This window comes from Burkholderia sp. BKH01 (genome assembly GCF_025685725.1).
Classification (GTDB): Bacteria; Pseudomonadota; Gammaproteobacteria; order Burkholderiales; family Burkholderiaceae; genus Burkholderia; species Burkholderia pyrrocinia_C.
The window spans coordinates 156,053-179,720 of record NZ_JAOTQT010000012.1 but is presented as its reverse complement, the minus strand read 5'-3'; the positions used below and the strand labels follow the sequence as shown (position 1 = coordinate 179,720).

Genomic DNA, 23,668 nt, shown 5'->3' with positions numbered 1-23,668 from the left:
CGCGCACCTCGCCCGGTGACGCCGGGCATGCAGACGGACGGTTTCATGTCAGCGCTCCAGGTTGTCGAATTGAATGCGCGGATCGACCCACACATAACAAAGGTCGGAAATCAGCTTGGTCGCGAGCCCGATCAGCGTGAACAGGTACAGCGTGCCGAGCACGACCGGGTAATCGCGGCGCACGACCGACTCGTACGACAGCAGCCCGAGGCCGTCGAGCGAGAACAGCGTCTCGATCAGCAGGCTGCCCGTGAAGAACGCGCCGATGAACGCGGCCGGGAAACCGACGATCAGCGGCAGCATCGCATTGCGGAACACGTGCTTCCACAGCACGCTGCGCTCGGAGAGCCCCTTCGCGCGCGCGGTCAGCACGTATTGCCGGCGGATCTGGTCGAGAAATGCATTCTTCGTGAGCATCGTGATGACCGCGAAGCTGCCGACGACCGACGCCGTGATCGGCAGTGCGATGTGCCACAGGTAGTCGAGCACCTTGCCGGCGAGCGACAGCTCGGCGAAGTTGTCCGACGTGAGCCCGCGCAGCGGAAAGAGCTGCCAGAACGAGCCGCCGCCGAACAGCACGAGCAGCAGCACGCCGAGCACGAAGCCCGGGATCGCATAACCGACGAGCACGACGAGGCTCGTCGCGACGTCGAACGGCGAACCGTTGCGCACGGCCTTCGCGATGCCGAGCGGCACCGATATGAGGTACGTGAGGAAGAACGTCCAGAGCCCGATGCTGATCGACACGGGCAGCTTCTGCACGATCAGCGACCACACGCTCTGGTGGCGGAAGTAGCTGTCGCCGAGATCGAAGCGCGCAAAGCGCTTCAGCATCAGCCAGTAGCGCTCGAGCGGCGGCTTGTCGAAACCGTACAGCGCCTTGAGCTGCGCGAGCTGCTGCGCGTCGACGCCGGTGTGCGCACGCATCCCGAACGGCACCGCGCCCTGCTCCGTCGCGCCCTTGCGCAGTTCCTGCACGGCCTGCTCGACCGGGCCGCCCGGCACGAACTGGATCACCGCGAACGTGAGGGTCAGCACGCCGACAAGCGTCGGGATCATCAGCAGCAGGCGTTTGAGGATGTAGCTCCACATAGGGCGTCGACTCGTGATCGGTAGGCTGGGTTGGACGAAGGGCCGGCGCGCGTCAGTGAGTGGGCTTCGCCCACCAGGTCGACACGACCCAACCCTCGGCCGAATAGTACAGCGGCAGCGTCTGCGGATAGGCGAGCGTGCGCTTGTACGCGATCCGGTGCGTCGTGCTGTACCACTGCGGGACCGCGTAGTAGCCGTGCATCAGCACGCGGTCGAGCGCGTGCGTCGCGTCGAGCAGTTCGTCGCGCGTCTGCGCGGTGCCGAGCGCGTGCAGCAGCGCATCGACGGCCGGCGACTTCAGCCCGATGATGTTGTCGGAGCCCGGTTCGTCGGCGAACTTGCTGCCGTAGCGCGAGAACTGCTCGGCGCCCGGCACCTGCACGCCCGGCAAGCGGATCGTCGTCATGTCGTAGTCGAACGCATCGAGGCGCTTTTGCAGCAGCGCATAGTCCGCCGTGCGAAAGCGTGCGTCGATGCCGAGCTTCGCCAGATTGCGCTGGTAGGCCGTCACAATACCTTCCATCGCCGCGCCCGCATCGTCGAGGATCTCGAACGTGAACGGCTCGCCCTTCGCATTGCGCAGCGCGCCGTCGCGATAGGTCCAGCCGGCTTGCGCGAGCAGCGCGCGCGCCTTCAGCAGGTTCGCGCGCAGCGAGCCCGGCGGGTCCGTGTCCGGCTGCGTGACCATCGGGCCGAACACCGCCGGGTCGAGCTGCGCGCGCAGCGGCTCCAGCAGCTTCAGCTCGCCTGCGCCCGGCGTGCCGGTCGCCTGCAGGTCGGTGTCGGCGAAATAGCTGTCGAGACGCGCGTAGGCGCTGTAGAACAGCTGCCGGTTCAGCCATTCGAAGTCGAATGCGAGATCGAGCGCCTGGCGCACGCGCACGTCGCGGAACAGCGGCCGGCGCAGGTTCATGAAGAAGCCCTGCATGCCCGCGCCGTTGTGCTGGCGGAATTCGCGCTTGACGAGCTCGCCGCTGTCGAAACGCTTGCCGACGTCGCGTCGCGCCCAGTTGCGCGCGATGTACTCGACGAGCACATCGTATTCGCCGGCCTTGAACGCCTCGAGCCTTGCGACGCCGTCGCCGTACAGCTTGTAGACGATTCGCTCGAAGTTGTGGGTGCCGACCCGCACCGGCAGGTCGGCGCCCCAGTACGCGGGGTTGCGCCGGTAGGTGATCGTGCGGCCGTTGTCGTAGCGCTCGAGCAGGTACGGGCCGCTGCCGATCGGCTGCTCGAACGCGAGCTGGTCGAACGGGATGCGCGAGCCGTCTGCGCGCAATCCCCACTTGCGCGAGAACACGGGCACGCCGCCGGCGATCAGCGGCAGTTCGCGATTCGCGCTGCGAAACTCGAAGCGCACGGTGGCCGGATCCACGACCACGGCCTTCGCGATCTCCGCGAAATACGCGCCGAACTGCGGCGCGGCCAGTTTGCTTTTCAGCGTGTCGAACGAAAACTTGACGTCGTCGGCCGTGACGGCGTCGCCGTTCGAGAAGCGCGCGCGAGGATTCAGGTGGAACGTGACGGAGCGGCGATCGGGCGCGATGTCGATATCGTCGGCAAGCAGCCCGTACGCGGATGCCGGTTCGTCCGAGCTGCCCGTCGCCAGGCTCTCGAACAGCATGTCGATGCCCGGCGCGGGGTTGCCGCGCATCGTGAACGGATTGAACTTGTCGAACGACGTCAGCCGGTTCGGGTTCGCGAGCACGAGCGTGCCGCCCTTCGGCGCAGCGGGGTTGACGTAGTCGAAATGCTTGAAGCCCGGCGGATACTTCGGCTCGCCGTACTGCGCGATGGCGTAGGCCGCGTGCGCGGCCGTCGCGGCCAGCGCCGCCTGCATCGCAAACACCGCGGCAACGCGGCCGGCGGCCCGTGCGGCACGCAGCGCGCCGAAGCGGGCGCGCGCGATGGCGGCCCGGGGCGAACCCTTCGTCATAGAGGCCCTGTCGGTCGAATGAGGGTAGTAACGTGTGACGATTCTACCCATTCAATCCTTAGAGCCAAAAGAAAACCGCCACGCGGGCGGTTTCTTCATGAGCGGACAGCACGCGCGCATCACGCGTGCGCGCTGCGCCGATCAGCGCCAGCCGTTGTGGCGGCCATTGTCCCAGTGACCACGATCGCGATCGCCGCCCCAGCCGCGGCCATGATGGCGATACCACTCGTCGCGGCCCCAGTAGCGGCGGCCGTCCCAGTAGCGGTCGCCGTGCCAGCCGATTATGATCGCCGGGGCCGGCGCATAGACGGGTGCAGGTGCATACACAGGCGCCGGCTGATAGATGACCGGCGGCGGCGGCGCATACACGGGCGCGGGCGCGACGTAAACCGGTGCCGGCACGCCGACGTTGATCCCGACATTGACTCCCGCCATTGCTGCGCCCGACACGAGCAAGGCCGTCATACCGGTCAAGAGCGAGGCAACACGCAAGGTCTTCATGGATTCCTCTTCTGGTTGTGTCATGTGTGATTCGACTATAGCGGCAAGCGCCGTCTCCGCATATTTCAAGTTTGTAAGAACTGATGCGCGGCATCGCAACGGGAAGCATGCGCTAACGTCTTGTAACAATCGGCGCCTGCCCGGGCCCGCCCTCGCCCAGCCGGCTGCCGAAACCCGTCCGGCTCGCGCCTGTGCGCCCCGGTGCGCTGATCGACGTCTCACCGTTGACCGCCTTGCGCGGCGCGGCTGCAACAAAGCAAAAAGGCGGCACTTGCGTGCCGCCTTTTCTTCGTCAACGCGCGCGGATATCGAACCCGGCCCGGCGACGCCGCTCAGCGCGACATCATGTTCATGCTGACGTTGTGCATCACCCACAGCGTGCCGACGATCAGGATCGCCGCGGTCAGCACCGTGTAGCTGAATGCCATCACGTTCCAGCGCTGGCCCGACGAACCGTTCATGTGCAGGAAGTACACGAGGTGCACGACGATCTGCACGAACGCGAGCACGGCGAGCGCGATCAGCGACGCATGCGGCGACAGCACGCCGCCCATCACGAGACCGAACGACGCGGCCGTGAGCAGCACCGACAGGATGAAGCCGGCGACGTAGCCGCCGACACTGCCGTGCCCTTCTTCGAGTTGAGACGAATGCGAATGGGCCATTTAGATCACGCTCGCGAGATAGACAAAGGAAAACACGCAGATCCACACGATGTCGAGGAAGTGCCAGAAGAGGCTCAGGCACGTCAGGCGCCGCAGGTCGCGATCGGTCAGGTCGCCGCCGCGGAACACGATCTGCCCGGCGAGCACGATCATCCACAGCAGGCCGGCCGTCACGTGCAGCCCGTGCGTGCCGACCAGCGTGAAGAACGCCGACAGGAACGCGCTGCGCTGCGGACCGGCGCCCTCCGCGATCAGGTGCGAGAACTCGCGCAACTCCATCGCGAGAAACGCCGCGCCGAGCACGAACGTCACCGCCAGCCATGCGAGCAGCGCGCCGCGCCGCTGCTTGTACGCGGCGAGCATCGCGAACCCGTACGTGATGCTCGACAGCAGCAGTGCGGCGGTTTCCACCGCGACGCCCGGAATGTCGAACAGGTCTTTCGCGGTCGGCCCGCCCGCATACTGTTGGCCGAGCACCGCGAACGTCGCGAACAGCGCCGCGAAGATCACGCAGTCGGTCATCAGGTACAGCCAGAAACCGAACACCGAATGCGACGGCGGATGGTCGTCGTGCTCGAGCAGGGTTGCGCTCAAGGTTTTCTGCAACATCAGTTGGCCTCCAGTTCCACGTCGTCGACACGCGCAGGCACGCGCTTGGTCGGCTGCTTGTCTTCGATCTTCCGCACCGTCGACGCTGGGATGTAATAGCCGTCGTTATCGCGCGAGCTGTAGATCACCAGCGTCGCGACGATCCCGACGAGCCCGCCGATCGCCATCCACCAGATGTGCCACACCAGCGCGAAGCCGAGCACCAGGCTGAAAATCGCGACCACGAGGCCCGCGCAAGTATTCGACGGCATATGGATGTCGCGGATCGCCGCCGGATTCGGCCGGCCTTCGCCGCGCGCCTTCATGTCCGCATACGCGTCGAGCGTGCGCACCTGCGGGATCACCGCGAAGTTGTAGTCGGCAGGCGGCGACGAGGTCGCCCACTCCAGCGTGCGGCCGCCCCACGGGTCGCCCGTCGTGTCGCGGTACTCGGGCAGGTTGCGGTTGCGGATGCTGACCACCAGTTGCAGCAGCTGGCACGCAATGCCGATCGCGATCAGCACGGCGCCGAACGCGGCGACCAGCAGCCACGGATGCCAGGCCGGGTTGTCGTAGTGGTTGAGCCGGCGCGTCATGCCCATGAAGCCGAGCACGTAGAGCGGCACGAACGCGACGTAGAAGCCGACCTGCCAGAACCAGAACGCCGCCTTGCCGAGCTTCTCGTTCAGCTTGAAACCGAACGCTTTCGGGAACCAGTAGTTGAAGCCCGCGAGATAGCCGAACAGCACGCCGCCGATGATCACGTTATGGAAGTGCGCGATCAGGAACAGGCTGTTGTGCAGCACGAAGTCCGCGCCGGGAATCGCCATCATCACGCCGGTCATGCCGCCGAGCGTGAACGTGACCATGAAGCCGATCGTCCACAGCACCGGCGTCGTGAATTCGATCCGGCCGCGGTACATCGTAAACAGCCAGTTGAACACCTTCACGCCGGTCGGGATCGCGATGATCATGGTCATGATGCCGAAGAACGCATTCACGTTCGCACCCGAGCCCATCGTGAAGAAGTGATGCAGCCACACGAGGAACGACAGCACCATGATCGCGCAGGTCGCGTACACCATCGTCTTGTAGCCGAACAGCGGCTTCTTCGCGAACGTCGCGATGACTTCCGAGAAGATGCCGAACGCCGGCAGGATCAGGATGTACACCTCCGGGTGGCCCCATGCCCAGATCAGGTTCAGGTACAGCATCGCGTTGCCGCCGGCATCGTTCGTGAAGAAGTGCATGCCGAGGTAACGGTCGAGGCCGAGCAGCGCGAGCGTTGCGGTCAGGATCGGGAACGACGCCATGATCAGCACGTTCGTGCAGAGTGCAGTCCACGTGAACACCGGCATCTTCATCAGCGTCATGCCGGGCGCGCGCATCTTGATGATCGTCACGAAGAAGTTCACGCCGGTCAGCAGCGTGCCGACGCCCGAGATCTGCAGCGCCCACAGGTAGTAGTCGACCCCTACCCCCGGACTGAACTGCAGCTCCGACAGCGGCGGGTATGCGAGCCAGCCCGTCTGCGCGAATTCGCCGATCACGAGCGAGATGTTGATCAGGATCGCGCTGACCGCCGTCATCCAGAAGCTCAGCGAGTTGATGAACGGGAATGCGACGTCGCGCGCGCCGATCTGCAGTGGCACGATCAGGTTCATCAGGCCGACCATGAACACCATCGCCATGAAGAAGATCATGATCACGCCGTGTGCCGTGAAGATCTGGTCGTAGTGGTGCGGCGGCAGGTAGCCGGGCGCGTTGTACGCGAGCGCGAGCTGCATGCGCATCATGATCGCGTCCGCAAAGCCGCGCAGCAGCATGATCAGCGCGACGATGATGTACATCACGCCGAGTTTCTTGTGGTCGACCGTCGTCAGCCATTCCGTCCACAGCCATTTCCACCGGCCGGTGATCGTCAGCGCGGCGAGAATGCCCAGCACGGCCAGCCCCATGAAGGCGCCTGCCACCATGATGATGGGCTGATCGAACGGGATCGCCGATAGTGTGAGTTTGCCGAACATGCGTTACCCCTTCGTGCCGCAGGCGGCGTCCTTCAGGTCGAGGACGTGGCCATCGTTGTATTTCGCGATGATGTTGTGGAAGAGCCGCGGATCGACCGACGAGAAGTAGCGCACGGGCGCCTTCTCGCTTGGCTGTGCGACGGTGCCGTATACGGTCGCGTCGAGCCGGTCCGGCGATGCCTTCACCTTCTGCACCCATGCGTCGAACTGTTCGCGCGGCTCGGCGAGCGTGCGGAACTTCATGTCGGAGAAGCCGCGGCCGCTGAAGTTGGCGGACGTGCCCGCGTAGTTGCCGGGCTCGTCGGCGATCAGGTGCAGGCGCGTCTGCATGCCGGCCATCGCGTAGACCTGGCCGCCGAGCTGCGGGATGAAGAACGAGTTCATCACCGAATCCGACGTGATGCGGAAGTTCACCGGCGTGCCCACCGGAATCGCGAGCTGGTTCACCGACGCGATGCCGAGTTCCGGATAGATGAACAGCCACTTCCAGTCGAGCGCGACGACCTCGACGTCGATCGGCTTCACCGACGACTCGAGCGGCTTGTACGGGTCGAGCTCGTGCGTGGTCTTCCATGTGAGCACGCCGAGGAACAGGATGATCAGCGTCGGCACCGTCCAGATCACGACTTCGACCGCGGTCGAGTGCGACCAGTTCGGCGCGTACGTTGCGTTGCGGTTCGATGCGCGGTAACGCCACGCGAACCACAGCGTGAGCAGGATCACCGGCACGACGACGATCAGCATCGCCCAGGTGGACGTCGCGATCAGCGCCTTTTCGGCTGCACCCACGCTTCCTTTCGGATTTAGTACATCTAAATTACAGCCTGACAGGCTCAGCGCCGCGCCGATTGACATCAGCGCCGACCAGCCTCTTGAAGCTCTTGTTTTCATCACACAGCCCGAGGGTCATTGAATCCGTTTGCGTATGCCCGATGCGCATTCGATTCACGAAAGTGGCCGAATCATACGTCGCGCGGGTGCGATGAAAAACCGGTGGATGCGGCAAATCATCATTGCAAAATCTGCCGTGAGACACATTGTCGCGGGGCAATTTCACGCACCCGGAAGCGGGCCCGGCGCCGCATGCGCCGGACCGCGATAGATGTGTGCGCAACGATCGCATCGCCGTGCGATACGCTCCGCCCTCGCGGCGTGCCGCGATCAGCCGTGCGCCGCTGCCATGTATGACGGCTGCGCATGCGCGGGGCCGTCCCACGCCGGCACCTTCGAATGGCTGGCTTCGTCGATCAGCTTGCCGACGGTCGGATCGATCGCGTCGGTGAACGGTTTCGGATCGATGCCGACCGCCAGCACGATCAGCGCGAGCGACGCGAACATCACGATCTCGCGACGGTTCAGGTCGGCGAGCTTCGCGATCCGCTGGCTGGAGACCTTGCCGAACACGACGCGCTTGAGCATCCACAGCGTGTACGACGCGCTGAGGATCAGCGTGAGCGCCGCGATTGCGCCGATCCAGAAGTTGAAACGGATCGCGCCCATGATGACCATGAACTCGCCGACGAACCCCGACGTGCCCGGCAGGCCGACGTTGGCCATCGCGAACAGCAGCGTGAAGGCCGCGAAACGCGGCATCACGCCCGCCACGCCGCCGTATGCCGCGATCTCGCGCTGCTTCGTGCGATCGACGAGCACGTTCACGCACAGCAGCATCGCGCCCGCGACGAAGCCGTACGACACGAGCTGCACGATCGCGCCTTCGACGCCGATCCGGTTGAACAGGAACAGCCCGAGCGTGACGATGCCCATGTGCGCGACCGTCGAGTACGCGAGCAGCTTGCCGAGATCGGTTTGCGCGAGCGCGATCAGGCTCGCATAGACGATCGCGAACAGCGACAGCGCGATCACGGCCGGAGCGAAGAAGTGGCTCGCGTCGGGCGTGATCGGCAGCGCGAAGCGCAGGAACCCGTAGCCGCCGAGCTTGAGCATCGCGAGCATCAGCGCGGCGCCCGTCGGGCCGTCCGTGTACACGTCGCTCAGCCACGTGTGGACCGGCCACATCGGCACCTTGACCGCGAACGCGGCGAAGAAGCCGAGGAACACCAGCAACTGCGGTGCGAAACCGAGCTGCAGCGTGCGCCACACGGCCATGTCGAACGTATGCGACTGCGCGTACAGGTACAGCATCGCCATCAGCAGCAACAGCGAGCCGGCGAACGAGATGAAGAAGAACTTCACGGCCGCGTACACGCGGCGCTCGCGCCCCCACGTGCCGATCAGCAGATAAAGCGGGATCAGCGTCGCCTCGAAGAAGATGAAGAACAGCAGCCCGTCCTGTGCGACGAACACGCCGACCATCAGCCCCGACAGGATCAGGAACGACGCGTAGTACTGCGCGACGCGCACCGTGACCGATTCCCACGACGCGACCACCACCACGAGCGTCGTGAATGCGGTCAGCACGACGAGCCACAGCGACGCGCCGTCGATGCCGACCCGCCATCCCGAATTGAACGCCGCCAGCCAGTTGCGGCTTTCGACGAACTGCATCGCGGCCGAATGCGCATCGAAACCGGCAACCAGCGGGACGACGGCGACCAGCCCCGCCAGCGCGCCGGCGAGCGCGATCAATCGCGTTCGGCGTGGATGACGGTCGGAACCGGCGCGCAGCAGGCACGCGCCAAACAGGATCGGAACCCAGATGGCCAGGCTCAGGAAGGGAAAATAATGCATGTCAACAAGGCCTTGATGAGGTCGCGCACTGCGTCGGGGACAGGCGAGACGAAAGGAACGAAATCAAATCGACAGATAGATTTCGTGAATCGCCAATGTTGGCAAAATGTAAAGCGGCATCACGGGAAAACTTGACGTCGCTCAAGCGCAATCGGGTTAACCAGCATAAGGCGATCGATTATTTTTTGCAGCGCAGCAGCGTACCGATTTTCGGTGCTGGCGTAGAACGCTGATTTTTATGAGCAATTTTTTGTATTGCGCGATGAGCGATGCCGTGGAAATCGACGCATCGCCGCAATTTTGACGCCGACGCATCATTTCCGAGGGCCGGAGCACGATGGTTGAAACCGTGCCGGAGTGCGATCGCGCGGCGCTTCCGGCCTTACACCGATACTTTCATTTTTATTTCGATTGACCTCGCTCGATGCAGGTCGGGCGAATAGCCGCTCCACCCTTCGGCGTCGCGGCAGGCACCGCGTCGATCATGTGCCCGGCCGCTAGCGCTGATGACTCAGACGGCCCCATACGCGCATCGTCACCGCGCGATAGCGGTTGTGTTGTGCGGGAAAATGGACGAAGCGGCTGTCGCGCACGGCATAGACCGGCGATGACGCGAGCGTCATCGCATCGACGATATGGTGCGCATCGATCATGCCGCTTGCGGCGGGCAGCGACGACTTCGACGTCTGCGTTGTGACGATCGCATCGTAACCGCGTGCGACATCCGGCAGCGCGTGCGGGTCGAACACGACGGAGAACGGATCGAGCACGAGCAGCAATGCGCCCGGCTCGATCGCGACGAGCTGCGCGATGATCGCGTGGTACTTGTGCAGGACCTGCTGGCGCTCGCCATACACGTGCATGCCGTCGACCATCGCATGCCGGCAGCCGTGCAGCCGCGCGTAACGCTCGTGGTTGTCGACAAGTTCGTCGACAGGTCGATGAGAGAGGACTGTCAGAACGGAATGCGGGCTGGCCAAGAGCGTCACCTTGAGTCGCGCCAATCGAAACGCGATATGTAGCGCGTTACCGCCGCTCAAGTCGAGCACTCATTGCCTGACTGGCTGCCTCGGCCAATTCCGCCTGCGGATGAGATCCGGCTGCATCGAATGTGTTGTGCGTGGATGCAGCGGAAAAAGAAAAAGCCCCGCAAGTCCGAGAACTTGCGGGGCTTTGTCACCGCTTTTGGCGGAGACGGAGGGATTCGAACCCTCGATCCAGGTTTTGGCCCAGATGCTCCCTTAGCAGGGGAGTGCCTTCGACCTCTCGGCCACGTCTCCCAAACTTTCGCTCGCACCAGGGAGGCAGTGCGACGAGAACGAAATAATATAGGGTTTCGAACCGCGCGTCAATTTCCGTGATGCATTTTCGTCAACGCATCACGAAAATTTCATCATGCCTGGTCGAGTTCGAATGCCTTGTGCAGCGCGCGGACGGCCAGCTCCATGTATTTCTCGTCGATCAGCACCGAAATCTTGATTTCGGACGTCGAGATCATCTGGATGTTGATGCCCTCTTCCGACAGCGTGCGGAACATCTTGCTCGCGACGCCCACGTGCGAACGCATGCCGACGCCGACGACCGACACCTTCGACACCTTCGGGTCGCCCTGCACCTGCTCGGCGTTCACATGGCCCTTCACCTGGTTGGTGAGGATGTCCATCGCCTTCTGGTAATCGCCACGGCCGACCGTGAACGTGAAGTCGGTTTTGCCTTCGACGCTCTGGTTCTGGATGATCATGTCGACGTCGACGTTCGCGTCGGCGACCGGGCCGAGGATCTGATACGCGATGCCGGGCTTGTCGGGCACGCCCATCACAGCAATGCGTGCTTCGTCGCGCTGGAACGCGATGCCGGAAATGACTGCCTTTTCCATGGTCTCGTCTTCTTCAAAAGTAATCAGGGTGCCCGAGCGCATTTCTTCGTCGAGCGCAATCAGCGGATCGGTCAGGCTCGACAGCACGCGCGTCTTCACCTGGTATTTACCGGCGAATTCGACCGAGCGGATCTGCAGGACCTTCGAGCCGAGGCTGGCCATTTCCAGCATCTCCTCGAACGTCACGCGATCGAGGCGTCGCGCCTCTTCGACGACACGCGGATCGGTCGTGTAGACGCCATCGACGTCCGTGTAGATCAGGCACTCTTCGGCATCCAGCGCGGCAGCGACCGCCACCGCCGACGTGTCCGAGCCGCCACGGCCGAGCGTCGTGATGTGGCCGTCCGGATCGACGCCCTGGAAGCCCGTGATGATCACGACCTTGCCTGCGTTCAGATCGGCCTTCACGCGGTCGTCGTCGATCGAGTGGATGCGCGCTTTCGTGAACGCGCTGTCGGTCTTGATCGGTACTTGCCAGCCGGCATAGCTCACGGCCTCGACGCCGATTTCCTGCAGCGCGATCGACAGCAGGCCGACGCTGACCTGCTCGCCGGTCGACGCGATCATGTCGAGCTCACGCGGGCTCGGCTGGCTCGAAATCTCTTTCGCAAGACCGAGCAGACGGTTGGTTTCGCCGGACATCGCCGAAGGCACGACCACCATCTGGTGCCCGGCCTGATGCCATTTTGCGACGCGTTTCGCGACGTTCTTGATGCGCTCGACCGAGCCCATCGAAGTGCCGCCGTATTTGTGTACGATGAGTGCCATTGTCGTTCTGAACTGGAGGAGAGACCGCACGGGCGCGCTGGGCAGGCCGCGTTGCCGTTCGGTCACGCGGCTTGTGGCTGTGGACGGACGACGAGGGGGACGGCTGGGACGCAACACGCAAGCGTGACGGATTTTGCCCGGAAGGCCGATCAGGCCGCGCAAACCGGGTACGTCACGCGGGAAACCTGCACAAATCGCTCAAAAATCGAGCCGAGCAAACGACCGAGCGTACCCGATAGAAGCCCGCTTGACAAGCCGCTCGCCGTGCCTGCGGCCGTTCCGGCGCTGTTTACCAAATGGTGAAAATGGGCGCGCCATCACGCCGCCGGAAGCCTGCCCGCCGTTACGCGATCAGCAGGTCGGGACGCCATTCGATCCTGCGCCACGCGCCGCCGTCGGAAGGCCCGTTGTCGGACAATTCGCCATCGCGGTTCACGCCAAGCCGCGGCACGTAGATCAGCCGGTCGCCCGCGAACAGCAGCGGCACGTCGCGCTGCCATGCCGGCACGCCGCGCTCCTGGAACAGGTTCTTCAGCGTCCGGCCCGGGCCGCCCGGCGACGTGCGCATCCGCTCGCCGCCCGCCCGGGCGCGCGCGGCGAGCGGCGCGGCGCGCAGCAGCGCCTCCGGCACCGCGCCGGCGCTTCCCGCGTCGACCGGCGCGAACACGAACGTGCCGCGCCATCCCGGCAGGTGCCAGACTTCCTGCCCGTCCCACGCGAGCGCCGATTCCGGGTGCGGCGTGCCGGTGCCGTCGTCGGCCGGTTCGGCGCTGTCGCCCGCTTCCCAGTAGACGACGTCGCGATAGAGCCGCAGGCACTGCCCCGCGTGATCGACGCGCAGCGCATGCGCGTCGTGCGCGGCGCGCAATTGCCGCATCATGTTGGCGAGCCGGGCGGCGGATGCGCCCGGCAAGCCGAGCCGGCGCATCCAGAAGCGCAGCAGGTTCGCGCCGCGCGTGTCGTCGAACGCGACCAGCGACTCGCGCGACAGCGCCCGCCCGTCATCGCGCGCGGCGACGGCGAAATCCAGTTCGGCCAGATCGTCGAGCAGCCGCTGTGCGGCGGCCGCATGCTGGGCCGCGCGACCGAGCGCGTCGCGAAAGCCCGGGAAATGCACGGCCAGCGCCGGCAGCACGTCGATGCGCAGCGCATTGCGCGCGTAGCGCGTGTCGCTGTTCGATTCGTCGTCGATCCATTCAAGCTCGTGCTGCGTCGCATAGCGCTCGAGTTGCGCGCGCAACAATCGCAGCAACGGACGCACACGCTCGACGCTCACGCCGTCGGGACGGTAGCGCGGCGCCATGGCGGCGAGCCCCGCGATCCCCGCGCCGCGCAACAATTGCAGCAGCACGGTCTCGGCCTGGTCGTCCGCATGCTGCGCGAGCCACAGCGTGGCCGCGCCATGGCGTTCGCACATCGCGTCGAGCGCGGCATAACGACGCTCGCGGGCAGTCGCCTCGATACCGAGACCGCTGTCGCGCGGCACGTCGACGCGCATCGATTCGAATTCGACGCCGAGCCGCGCCGCCGCCGCCTCGGCATGCGCGACCCACGCGTCGGCGTTCGCGCTCAGGCCGTGATGCACGTGCAGCGCGACGCACCGCGACGCGCCCGCGACCCGCACGGCCGCGTCGAGCAGCACCGTCGAATCGAGGCCGCCACTGCAGGCGATCGCGATGCGTGCGTCGGACGGCATGCCGGAAAGCGCAACGCCGACCGCGTCGAGTACGACGCGGTCGGCGGAGAATTCGGTCGGTGGGATCACGAGAGGGACGCGCGCTCGGCGGCGCGCGTATTGAACACGCGGCCGGTCATGCGCCCGGCGTGGTTTCCTTGAACTTGCCGTAGGCCATCAGGCGCTCGAAGCGGCGCTCGCGCAGCGCATCGATGCTCATGCCCTGGAACTGGCGCAGCGAATCGGCGAGCGCGCGGCGCAGCAGCGCCGCCATGCCTTTCGGATCGCGATGCGCGCCGCCGAGCGGCTCGTTGATGATCTTGTCGATCAGGCCGAGCGCCTTCAGGCGGTGCGCGGTCAGGCCCAGCGCTTCCGCGGCTTCCGGCGCCTTCGCGGCGCTCTTCCACAGGATCGACGCGCAGCCTTCCGGCGAGATCACCGAGTAAGTCGAGAACTGCAACATCATCACGGTGTCGGCCACGGCGATCGCGAGCGCGCCGCCCGAACCGCCCTCGCCGATCACCGTCGTGATGATCGGCGTCTTCAGCTCGGCCATCACGTACAGGTTGCGGCCGATCGCCTCCGACTGGCCGCGCTCTTCCGCGCCGATGCCCGGGTACGCGCCCGGCGTGTCGACGAACGTGAAGATCGGCAGCCCGAACTTCTCGGCGAGACGCATCAGGCGTTCGGCCTTGCGATAGCCTTCCGGACGCGGCATCCCGAAGTTGCGCGCTGCGCGCTCCTTCGTGTCGCGGCCCTTCTGGTGACCGATCACCATGCACGGATGGCCGCCGAAGCGCGCGAGACCGCCGACGATCGACAGATCGTCCGCGAATGCGCGGTCGCCGTGCAGCTCGTGAAAATCGGTAAACAGCTCCGCAACGTAATCGAGCGTGTACGGACGCTGCGGGTGCCGCGCGATCTGCGAAACCTGCCATGGCGACAGGTTCGCGTAGAGGTCCTTCGTCAGTTGCTGGCTTTTCTTCGACAGCCGCTCGATTTCTTCCGAAATATCGACAGCCGAGTCGTCCTGCACGAATCGCAGCTCTTCGATCTTGGCCTCGAGTTCGGCGATCGGCTGTTCGAAATCCAGAAACGTGGTCTTCATGTGTTCGAATCCTTGGGTCTTGCGGCAGCGCGTATTCTACCCGCGCGGGCGACGCTCAAGACCGGCTCTCAACTATTGATGTTTAAAACCCGATAGCCGGCGCTCAGGCATCGGCGTCGGGCGCATCGAGGCTGCGCCACATATACCAGGTCGCGACGGTGCGCCACGGTTCCCAGTTGGCCGCGACCTCCCGCGCCTCGCTGCGCGTGACGGGTTCCCCGCTGAAGTAATTGACGCTGATCGCGCGGATCAGGCCCGGGTCGTCGAGCGGCAGCACATCCGGCCGCGACAGGTTGAAGATCAGGAACATCTCGGCCGTCCAGCGGCTGATGCCGCGGATCTGCGTGAGTTCCGCGATCACGTCCTCGTCGTCCATCGACGTCCATTTGTCGACGTGCAGCGCGCCTGACACGAAATGCTGCGCGAGATCGAGGATGTATTCGGTCTTGCGCTTCGACAGCCCGCACGCGATCAGCTTGTCCGCGCCGAGCCGGATCACCGGCTGCGGTGCGAGTTTCGGACAGGCATCCTCGATGCGCGCCCACAGCGACTGCGCGGACGGCACCGAAATCTGCTGGCCGACGACCGAGCGCGCGAGCGTGACGAACGGGTCGCCGCGCTTCACGAGATGTGCGGGACCGAACTTCGGAATCAGTTTCTTCAGGATCCGGTCGCGCTTGACGAGGTCGGCGCATGCCTTGTCCCAGTACGCAGGGCGCACGACGACCTCCTCGCCGTCCATTTCGGACGCACGCGTCTTGCGGGCCGCATCGGCGGCCGGCAGCGCGGCCGCCGGCTGCGCATGACCGTTGAGCGCGCCGTTCGGCGCGGCGCGCGTCGCGTCCGACTTCGCCGCCGGCACGCGCTTGGCTGCCGGACGCGCGGCGACCGGGGTCGCGCGCCTGACCGGCGCTTTTCTGGCCGTTGCCATCCTGCCTCCTACCTGACGGATCGGTCAGTGGAACGCACCGCGCTCATACGCGACGCCATTCGGTCGATCCGCCCGGTTTGTCTTCAAGTGCGACGCCGGCCTCGAGCAGTTCCGCCCGGATCCGGTCCGCTTCGGCATAGTCCTTCGCTTGCTTCGCCGCGACGCGCGCGGCGATCTTCGCTTCGATCTCGTCGGCAGCGAGCGCGCCCGCCTGCGCGGCGCCGGACGCCTGCTGCAGGAACGCGCGCGGTTCGCGGCCCAGCAGGCCCAGCAGGCCCGCCAGCTGTTTCAGTTGCCGTGCGAGCGACGCGTCGCCCGTGCGATTCACCTCGCCCGCCAGCTCGAACAGCGTTGCCACCGCGACGGGCGTGTTGAAGTCGTCGTTCATCGCGGCCGCGAAACGCTGCGCATGCGGCTCGTTCCAGTCGAGCGCGAGCGTGTCGGCCTCGACATCCTTCAGCGCGGTATAAAGACGCGTGAGCGACGCGCGCGCATCGTCGAGATGCACGTCGCTGTAGTTGAGCGGCGACCGGTAGTGCGTGCGCACGATGAAGAAGCGCACGACCTCGGCGTCGTACCGCTCGAGCACTTCGCGGATCGTGAAGAAGTTGCCGAGCGATTTCGACATCTTCTCGTTGTCGACCTGCACGAAGCCGTTGTGCATCCAGTAGTTGACGAACGTCTGGCCAGTCGCGCCTTCGCTCTGCGCGATCTCGTTCTCGTGGTGCGGGAATTGCAGATCCTGCCCGCCGCCGTGGATGTCGAAATGCTCGCCGAGCAGCGTGCAGCCCATCGCCGAGCACTCGATGTGCCAGCCCGGGCGACCCATCCCGTACTTCGACGCCCACGACGCGCCTTCCGGATCTTCCGGCTTCGCGCGCTTCCACAACACGAAATCGAGCGGATCTTCCTTTGCATCGTTCGCGGCGACGCGCTCGCCCGCACGGAGATCGTCGAGCGACTTGCCCGACAGCTTCCCGTAGTTCGCGAACTTGCGCACCGAGTAATTGACGTCGCCGTCGGTCGCCTGGTACGCGTAGCCGTTCGTCTCGAGCGTCTCGATCATGCCGAGCATCTGCGGAATGAATTGCGTCGCGCGCGGCTCGATGTCGGGCCGCTGGATGCCGAGCGCGCCTTCATCCTCGTGCATCGCGCCGATGAACCGGTCGGTCAGCGACTTGATCGTCTCGCCGTTCTCGACCGCGCGGCGGATGATCTTGTCGTCGATGTCGGTGATGTTGCGCACATACGTGACCCGGTAGCCGATTGCACGCAGCCAGCGCTGGACGAGGTCGAACACGACCAGCATGCGCGCGTGGCCCACGTGACAATAGTCGTAGACGGTGATCCCGCATACGTACATCCGCACTTCGCCGGACTGGCGCGGCACGAAAACTTGCTTGTCACGCGCGAGCGTGTTGTAGATGCGCAGTGATTCCATAGAGATGAACCGTGAGCCGAAGGAGACCGCCCTGGCGAACCTCGCCCAGCATGCGAAGCGGACGGACCATCTGCTGCGGCGCCAGGCCGAGCGTCCTCGCTATCACATGGGGCGGTCAGGCTGCAAGCACAGCGGTGACGGCCACGAGAGGCTAAGAAAGACTGCCTGCGGCTCGCCGGAACGCGCAGACGTTTTGTTAGAATGGCTCGGAGTATAACATTCCGATTTACGCCTATGAAACCTCATCGCGGCCGCGCGCCGAGCGCTGCGACCCTCGTTGCGACCACCGTCATGGGCGTCGCGCTGACGCTGTTCGCGGCCCCTGCGGCGCATGCGCAGAAGGCCCCGGCCACCGCCGACGGCACCCCCGAAATCGACGCGTCGATCGCCGGCAAGCAGTGGAAGCAGGCGCTCGCGCAACTCGACGCGCGCATCGCGTCGAACCCGCACGACGTGCAGGCGCAGTTCAAGCGCGGCACCGTGCTGGCCCGCATGAACCGCGACGACGATGCGATCCAGCAGTTCGTCGCGATCACGCAGGCGTATCCCGAACTGCCCGAGCCGTACAACAACCTCGCGGCGCTCTACGCGAAGCACGGCCGCTACGACGAAGCGCGCACCGCGCTCGTCACGGCGACGCAATCGAACCCGAGCTACTCGCTCGCGTACGAGAACCTCGGCGACCTGTACCTGCGCCTCGCGGCCGAATCGTACAAGCGCGCGCAATCGCTCGGCCGCACGAGCGGCGCCACCGCGCAGCGCCTCGCCGACCTGCAGAAGATCGTGTCGCCGCCGAAGGCCGCGCCGAATGCCCGCGCGATCACGCCGGCCACGCGCAACTACTCCGACCGCGCAGCCGCGAACGTGAGCACCACCACGCTGCCGATGTCGCCGACGTTCCAGTTCAGCGGTCCGTCGGGCGCACTGGCGGCGCCGTATGTCGCGCCGCCGTCGCAATAAGCGGCGCGGCCCCCTTTCCTTCCCAACCTGAGGATCGCAATGAAACGTCTGTTGCTGGCGCTTGGCGGCGCCGCCCTTCTCGCGACCGCGCCCGCTTTCGCGCAAACGGCCACCGCGCACCCGGTCGTGCAACTCAAGACCTCGCAGGGCGACATCCGCGTCGAGCTCTACCCGGAGAAGGCGCCGAAGTCGGTCGCCAACTTCCTCGATTACGTGAAGGCCGGCCAGTACAACGGCACGATCTTCCATCGCGTGATCAAGGGCTTCATGATCCAGGGCGGCGGCTACAAGACCAACTTCGAGGAGAAGCCGACCCGCGCGCCGATCCCGCTGGAGAGCCGCAATGGTCTGAAGAACCTGACGGGCACGATCGCGATGGCGCGCACGAGCGATCCGAACTCGGCCACCGCGCAGTTCTTCATCAACACGGTCGACAACAACGGCCTCGACTACCCGAACCCGGACGGCAACGGCTATGCGGTGTTCGGCAAGGTCGTGTCGGGTCTCGACGTCGTGAAGAAGATCGAAGGCGTGGCGACGACCTCGCGCGGCCCGATGCAGGACGTGCCCGCGCAACCGATCCTGATCGAATCGGCCAGCATCGTCTCGAAGTAAGAACCTGCCGGCACGTCCGGCGACTCACGCGGCCGCGTCGCACGACCGGCCGCGTGCCATTTAAACCGCCTCACCGAAGGAATTCATCATGGTTGAACTGCATACGAACCACGGCGTGATCAAGCTCGAGCTCGACGCCGCCAAGGCACCGAAGACGGTCGAGAACTTCCTGAACTACGTGAAGAAGGGCCACTACGACGGCACCGTGTTCCATCGCGTGATCAACGGCTTCATGATCCAGGGCGGCGGCTTCGAGCCGGGCCTGAAGCAGAAGCCGACCGACGCGCCGATCGACAACGAGGCGAACAACGGCCTGAAGAACGACAACTACACGGTCGCGATGGCGCGCACGAACGATCCGCACTCGGCGACCGCCCAGTTCTTCATCAACGTGAACGACAACGACTTCCTGAACCACTCGTCGCCGACGCCGCAAGGCTGGGGCTACGCGGTGTTCGGCAAGGTCGTCGAAGGCCAGGACGTGGTCGACAAGATCAAGGGCGTCAAGACGGGCAACGCCGGCTTCCACCAGGACGTGCCGACCGACGACGTCGTGATCGAGAAGGCCGTCGTGGTCTGACACACGGTATAACGGAGGCACTTCGATGTTGCAGGAGAGTCCGCCGCGAAGCGTCTCCGCGGGCGTGCCGGGCGAGCGCGAATACGCGCAAGCCGCACGCCCGTTCCTGTTTCTCTCCGATCTGCACCTGAGCGAAGCGATCCCGAAGACGGTCGCCGCGTTCGAGCATTTCGTGAAATACACCGCCGACAGCGCCGACTCGGTGTTCATCCTCGGCGATCTGTTCGAATACTGGATCGGCGACGACATCCTCGACGACGATCCGTTCGCGGCACGCATGGCCGCGCTGATGCACACGCTCTCGGAGCGCGGGATCGCGCTCTACGTGATGCACGGCAACCGCGATTTCCTGCTCGGCCGGCGCTTCATGAAGGCAGCCGGCGCGATGCTGCTGCCGGATCCGTCACTGATCGTGGCGTTCGGCCAGCGCATCGTGCTCGCGCACGGCGACGCGCAATGCACGGCCGACCGCGGCTACCAGGTGTTCCGCCGCTTCGCACGCAACCGCGTCGCGCAATGGCTGTTTCTCGCGTGGCCGCTCCGCTGGCGCCGCGCGCTCGCGCAACGCATGCGCTCGAACAGCGAAGCAGGCCGGATGCGCCCCGCTTCGGCGATCTATGACGTCACGCGTGAAGGCGTGGCCGCGCTGTTCCGGAAAAGCCGCGCGGCCGTGATCATTCACGGCCACACGCACCGCCCCGCGAGCCACGCCGAACCGGGCGGCATCCGCTGGGTGCTGCCCGACTGGGATCTCGACCACGGCAGGCCGCGCGGCGGCTACCTGCGCGTCGACGCGGAAGGCATCCATGCGATGCCGCTCGACTGACACCGACGGCTGCCGTCTCACCACCCGGCAGCCGTCGGTGTAGTTCGCATTACGCCTGGCGCTCGACCGACTTTCCTTCCAGCACCGCCGACAGCCTGCGCAGGTCGAGGCGCGCCGCATCCGCGCCCTGCAGCGTTTCCAGATGCGTGCCGAGCCGCTCGAGCGCCGCAACGATCTCGTCGACGCGGCGGCTTTCCTTCGCCGCATGATCGATCAGGCCGTGAATCGCCAGCGACATCGGATCGTCGGCGTTCGGCGTGATCCCGTATGCGCAGAACGCCGCGCGTTCCGGCTGCGGCTTCGGCTGCGCCGGCATCACGATGCGCGCCGGATTGCCAACCGCCGTGCCGCCCGCCGGCACCGGCTTGACGACGACCGCATTCGAACCGATCTTCGCGCCCGCTCCGACCGTGAAACCGCCGAGCACCTTCGCGCCCGCGCCGACGATCACGCCGGCCTCGAGCGTCGGGTGGCGCTTCGCGCCGCGCGTGAGCGACGTGCCGCCCAGCGTCACGCCCTGGTAGATCGTGCAGTCGTCGCCGATGATCGCCGTCTCGCCGATCACGACACCCATGCCGTGATCGATGAACACGCGCCGGCCGATCGTCGCACCGGGGTGGATCTCGATACCCGTCAGGAACCGCCCGGCCTGCGACGCAAAACGCGCGAGCCAGTAGCGCTTCGCGCGCCAGCAAGCGTGCGCGAAACGGTGCAGCACGAGCGCGTGCAGCCCCGGATAACAGGTCAGCACTTCCCAGGCACTGCGAGCGGCGGGATCCCGCTCGCGAATCGTTGCAACGTCTTCGCGCAATCTGGTGAACATGATCTGATCGGGGAAAAGGCCGGCGCGCACCGCCGGCAATGACCGGCCGTTATCGCGCCGGGTAATTTGCTTATGACGTCCGGCGATTGTAGGGCCAGTCGCACACGGCCGCACGAGGTCGCGCGTTCACCCCGCCGCCGGCGCGGGTATTCGGGCGGGAGGCTCGCTGTCGCGGTGTTTGCGGGAGGTTCGGCCGGTCGGAAACGCTCGGGGCCCGGCACTCCCGAAGGCCGACAAAACGCCTGCCCGGCCGGGACGCTGCACCGGAACGCCCGGTTGCCTGCGCGCCGACCGCTTACGCGTCGCCGTCGGGCTTGCCCGATTTCAGCAGGATGTGCTTCGCGACGCCGCGCAGGATGTTGACCTCCTCGCGCTCGAGGCCCGTGCGTGCGAACAGGCGCCGCAGCCGCGGCATCAGTTTCTTCGGATTGCGCGGGTCGAGGAAATCGAGCGCGATCAGCGCGTTCTCGAGGTGCACGTACATCCGCTCGATCTCGTCGCTCTGCGCGAGCGTGCCTGCCTCGGCCGACGGTTGCGGCGAAGTCCCGCTCGCCTGCTCGAGAAACGCGACGCGCAGCTCGTACGCGAGCACCTGCACGGCCTGTGCAAGATTCAGCGAGCTGTATGCAGGGTTCGCCGGGATGTGCGCGAGCGCGCTGCACTGCTCGACATGCTCGTTCGCGAGGCCCGTGCGCTCGTTGCCGAACACGAGCGCGATGTCGCCCGCGCCGACCTGCGCGCACGCCTGCGTGGCGGCCGCGCGCGGTGCAAGGCGCGGCGGTCCGTATTCGCGCGTGCGCGCGGTCAGCGCGATCGACCAGTGAACACCGGACAGCGCGTCGCCAAGCGTCGGCACGACATGCGCGGACGCGAGGACGTCGTCCGCGCCGCTGGCCATCGCGATCGCCTCGGGGTCGCTCTGCACGTGCGGCACGCGCGGCGCAACCAGCACGAGACGCGAGAAGCCCATCGTCTTCAGCGCGCGGGCGGCCGCCCCGACATTGCCGGGATGGCTCGGCTCGACGAGCACGAAACGGGTGGACGTGAAGCCGCCGGACGGCGGCCGGGACGTGTCCGCGCCCGACTCGGACGGCGCGGCGGTGTTCTGCGGGGTTTCCACTACGATACGACTCGGTTCATCAGAATGGCCGTATGGTAGCGCCATCGCCCCGGCAAACCCACTCGTCCGGACGGACAGTGGGGGTTTGCCCGCATTCCGGTCGCCTGAAACCGCCAAAAATCGGGTAAAATCATGCCTTTACGCGTCGCGCTCCGTGCGGCGCGGGTCGTACCCCGCTCTTTGTCAATTTGCGTCTCACCTCGCCCGGCACGCTTGCGCCGTTCCGGGCGGTTGTTCCACTTCGTGGCGGCCCGTGCCGCCGGCTACAGGATCCAGGCTCATGCATCCCATGCTCAACATTGCTGTCAAGGCTGCGCGCCGCGCCGGACAGATCATCAATCGCGCGTCCCTCGATCTCGACCTGATCGAGATCCGCAGGAAGCAGCAGAACGACTTCGTCACCGAAGTGGACAAGGCCGCCGAAGAGGCGATCATCGAGACGCTGAAGACCGCCTACCCCGATCACGCGATCCTCGCGGAGGAATCGGGCGAATCGGAGAACGAATCCGAATTCAAGTGGATCATCGATCCGCTCGACGGCACGACCAACTTCATCCACGGTTTCCCGTACTACTGCGTATCGATCGCGCTCGAGCACAAGGGTGTCGTCACGCAGGCCGTCGTCTACGATCCGAACAAGAACGACCTGTTCACGGCCACGCGTGGCCGCGGCGCGTACCTGAACGATCGCCGCATCCGCGTCGGCCGCCGCGACCGCCTGTCCGACGCACTGGTCGGCACGGGCTTCCCGTTCCGCGAGAAGGACGGCCTCGACGCGTACGCGCGCCTCTTCACCGAAATGACGCAGGCCTGCACGGGCCTGCGCCGTCCGGGCGCCGCGGCACTCGACCTCGCGAACGTCGCGGCTGGCCGTCTCGACGCGTTCTTCGAGCAGGGCATCAACGTGTGGGACATGGCGGCGGGCAGCCTGCTGATCACCGAGGCCGGCGGCCTCGTCGGCAACTACACGGGCGATGCCGATTTCCTGCATCGCCACGAGATCGTCGCCGCGAACCCGAAGATCTACGCGCAGATGATTCCGATCCTGAATCGCTACACCCGCGTGCATCCGGCGGCGGAGTAATCGCCGCCCGCACCGCCCGTGCGGCGCGCTTCGACGGCCCGTGTCCGCTTCGTGCGGCACGGGCCGTTGGCAAAGGGATGCCGCGTGCGTAGCATGCCGCTACCGCCCTTTCCCCTGGTGGCCGCAATTGTGCGTGGCATCGATATCGATGTGCTATGTTGACCAGCATGAACGACAAGGGCGGCTATGCCCGCCTGGCGCGGCTTTCGCACCGACCGCCCGCCGGCACCGTCATGATGGAGCGACTTTCGCATCCCGATGATTCGGCGGCGGAAAAATCTTCCCCGCTCAAGGGGCGCTTCATGCTCCCGTCCTGAAGTTGCCCGCGTTGTCCGGCCTGGTCAGTGTGCAGCCCCTCGTA

General features: G+C 65.6%; 22 protein-coding genes, 1 tRNA gene and 1 pseudogene. 7 read left to right on the top strand and 17 right to left on the bottom strand.

Annotated features, from left to right (window positions below; genetic code table 11):
* Positions 1 to 48: 48 nt before the first annotated feature.
* The 11 genes from OEJ37_RS19495 to OEJ37_RS19445 form a co-directional block, all read right to left on the bottom strand.
* The gene (locus OEJ37_RS19495; protein ID WP_152863908.1) at positions 49 to 1,092 is read right to left on the bottom strand and encodes a microcin C ABC transporter permease YejB; all 1,044 of its coding nucleotides are present in this window, start codon (positions 1,090 to 1,092) and stop codon (positions 49 to 51) included.
* A 52-nt stretch (positions 1,093 to 1,144) separates the two neighbouring features.
* Positions 1,145 to 3,028 (bottom strand): extracellular solute-binding protein, encoded by a 1,884-nt coding sequence (locus OEJ37_RS19490; protein ID WP_263345140.1) that lies wholly within the window; start codon positions 3,026 to 3,028, stop codon positions 1,145 to 1,147.
* 141 nt (positions 3,029 to 3,169) lie between these two features.
* Positions 3,170 to 3,529 (bottom strand): hypothetical protein, encoded by a 360-nt coding sequence (locus tag OEJ37_RS19485; protein WP_174420362.1) that lies wholly within the window; start codon positions 3,527 to 3,529, stop codon positions 3,170 to 3,172.
* A gap of 332 nt (positions 3,530 to 3,861) precedes the next feature.
* Positions 3,862 to 4,194: a cytochrome o ubiquinol oxidase subunit IV gene (gene cyoD / locus OEJ37_RS19480; RefSeq protein WP_011352504.1), complete on the bottom strand. Its 333-nt coding sequence runs from the start codon at positions 4,192 to 4,194 to the stop codon at positions 3,862 to 3,864.
* Complete coding sequence (cyoC, locus tag OEJ37_RS19475) at positions 4,195 to 4,803, bottom strand: cytochrome o ubiquinol oxidase subunit III (RefSeq protein ID WP_175920264.1); 609 nt, start codon at positions 4,801 to 4,803, stop codon at positions 4,195 to 4,197.
* A complete protein-coding gene (gene cyoB / locus OEJ37_RS19470) occupies positions 4,803 to 6,809 on the bottom strand; it encodes a cytochrome o ubiquinol oxidase subunit I (RefSeq protein ID WP_263345139.1) in 2,007 nt (668 codons plus the stop codon). The genes cyoC and cyoB overlap by 1 nt, the downstream gene beginning before the upstream one ends.
* 3 nt (positions 6,810 to 6,812) lie before the next feature.
* A complete protein-coding gene (gene cyoA / locus OEJ37_RS19465) occupies positions 6,813 to 7,700 on the bottom strand; it encodes a ubiquinol oxidase subunit II (protein ID WP_152863898.1) in 888 nt (295 codons plus the stop codon).
* A 270-nt stretch (positions 7,701 to 7,970) separates the two neighbouring features.
* Positions 7,971 to 9,500, bottom strand: a complete 1,530-nt coding sequence (locus OEJ37_RS19460) for a NuoM family protein (RefSeq protein ID WP_263345138.1) — start codon at positions 9,498 to 9,500, stop codon at positions 7,971 to 7,973.
* A 497-nt stretch (positions 9,501 to 9,997) separates the two neighbouring features.
* A complete protein-coding gene (locus OEJ37_RS19455) occupies positions 9,998 to 10,480 on the bottom strand; it encodes a hypothetical protein (protein WP_263345137.1) in 483 nt (160 codons plus the stop codon).
* A 206-nt stretch (positions 10,481 to 10,686) separates the two neighbouring features.
* Positions 10,687 to 10,780, bottom strand: a tRNA-Ser gene (locus OEJ37_RS19450).
* A gap of 113 nt (positions 10,781 to 10,893) precedes the next feature.
* Positions 10,894 to 12,144, bottom strand: a complete 1,251-nt coding sequence (locus OEJ37_RS19445) for an aspartate kinase (RefSeq protein WP_152857041.1) — start codon at positions 12,142 to 12,144, stop codon at positions 10,894 to 10,896.
* Here OEJ37_RS19445 and OEJ37_RS35145 point away from each other — a divergent pair.
* A pseudogene (locus OEJ37_RS35145) lies at positions 12,127 to 12,364 on the top strand (hypothetical protein); the annotation flags it as partial. The gene OEJ37_RS19445 and the pseudogene OEJ37_RS35145 overlap by 18 nt on opposite strands.
* A 123-nt stretch (positions 12,365 to 12,487) precedes the next feature.
* Here OEJ37_RS35145 and tilS read toward each other — a convergent pair.
* The 4 genes from tilS to cysS form a co-directional block, all read right to left on the bottom strand.
* Complete coding sequence (gene tilS, locus OEJ37_RS19440; RefSeq protein WP_263345136.1) at positions 12,488 to 13,909, bottom strand: tRNA lysidine(34) synthetase TilS; 1,422 nt, start codon at positions 13,907 to 13,909, stop codon at positions 12,488 to 12,490.
* A 46-nt stretch (positions 13,910 to 13,955) separates the two neighbouring features.
* The gene (locus tag OEJ37_RS19435; protein WP_006478433.1) at positions 13,956 to 14,927 is read right to left on the bottom strand and encodes an acetyl-CoA carboxylase carboxyltransferase subunit alpha; all 972 of its coding nucleotides are present in this window, start codon (positions 14,925 to 14,927) and stop codon (positions 13,956 to 13,958) included.
* Positions 14,928 to 15,030: 103 nt separating this feature from the next.
* The gene (locus tag OEJ37_RS19430) at positions 15,031 to 15,858 is read right to left on the bottom strand and encodes a DNA-3-methyladenine glycosylase family protein (RefSeq protein WP_263345134.1); all 828 of its coding nucleotides are present in this window, start codon (positions 15,856 to 15,858) and stop codon (positions 15,031 to 15,033) included.
* Between the two features lie 43 nt (positions 15,859 to 15,901).
* Complete coding sequence (gene cysS / locus OEJ37_RS19425; protein ID WP_175941608.1) at positions 15,902 to 17,299, bottom strand: cysteine--tRNA ligase; 1,398 nt, start codon at positions 17,297 to 17,299, stop codon at positions 15,902 to 15,904.
* A gap of 234 nt (positions 17,300 to 17,533) precedes the next feature.
* On the opposite strand from cysS, the gene OEJ37_RS19420 reads away from it, so the two are divergent.
* The 4 genes from OEJ37_RS19420 (at position 17,534) to OEJ37_RS19405 (ending at position 20,280) form a co-directional block, all read left to right on the top strand.
* Positions 17,534 to 18,259 carry a tetratricopeptide repeat protein gene (locus OEJ37_RS19420; RefSeq protein ID WP_263345133.1) on the top strand — a complete coding sequence of 242 codons (726 nt, stop codon included), beginning with the start codon at positions 17,534 to 17,536 and terminating at the stop codon, positions 18,257 to 18,259.
* 39 nt (positions 18,260 to 18,298) lie between these two features.
* A complete protein-coding gene (locus OEJ37_RS19415) occupies positions 18,299 to 18,874 on the top strand; it encodes a peptidylprolyl isomerase (RefSeq protein ID WP_047898459.1) in 576 nt (191 codons plus the stop codon).
* 88 nt (positions 18,875 to 18,962) lie between these two features.
* A complete protein-coding gene (locus OEJ37_RS19410; RefSeq protein ID WP_006478428.1) occupies positions 18,963 to 19,454 on the top strand; it encodes a peptidylprolyl isomerase in 492 nt (163 codons plus the stop codon).
* 25 nt (positions 19,455 to 19,479) lie between these two features.
* Entirely contained in the window at positions 19,480 to 20,280 is an 801-nt protein-coding gene (locus OEJ37_RS19405) for a UDP-2,3-diacylglucosamine diphosphatase (RefSeq protein WP_174420353.1), read from the top strand.
* Positions 20,281 to 20,329: 49 nt separating this feature from the next.
* On the opposite strand, the gene cysE is transcribed toward OEJ37_RS19405, so the two are convergent.
* Both cysE and OEJ37_RS19395 read right to left on the bottom strand, forming a co-directional pair.
* On the bottom strand, positions 20,330 to 21,103 hold the full coding sequence (gene cysE, locus OEJ37_RS19400; protein WP_175920271.1) for a serine O-acetyltransferase: 774 nt from the start codon (positions 21,101 to 21,103) through the stop codon (positions 20,330 to 20,332).
* A 295-nt stretch (positions 21,104 to 21,398) separates the two neighbouring features.
* A complete protein-coding gene (locus tag OEJ37_RS19395) occupies positions 21,399 to 22,223 on the bottom strand; it encodes an RNA methyltransferase (protein ID WP_175920272.1) in 825 nt (274 codons plus the stop codon).
* Between the two features lie 280 nt (positions 22,224 to 22,503).
* On the opposite strand from OEJ37_RS19395, the gene OEJ37_RS19390 reads away from it, so the two are divergent.
* Both OEJ37_RS19390 and OEJ37_RS19385 read left to right on the top strand, forming a co-directional pair.
* Positions 22,504 to 23,307: an inositol monophosphatase family protein gene (locus OEJ37_RS19390; RefSeq protein WP_072437022.1), complete on the top strand. Its 804-nt coding sequence runs from the start codon at positions 22,504 to 22,506 to the stop codon at positions 23,305 to 23,307.
* 155 nt (positions 23,308 to 23,462) lie between these two features.
* A complete protein-coding gene (locus tag OEJ37_RS19385) occupies positions 23,463 to 23,624 on the top strand; it encodes a hypothetical protein (protein ID WP_174420350.1) in 162 nt (53 codons plus the stop codon).
* Positions 23,625 to 23,668: the final 44 nt, after the last annotated feature.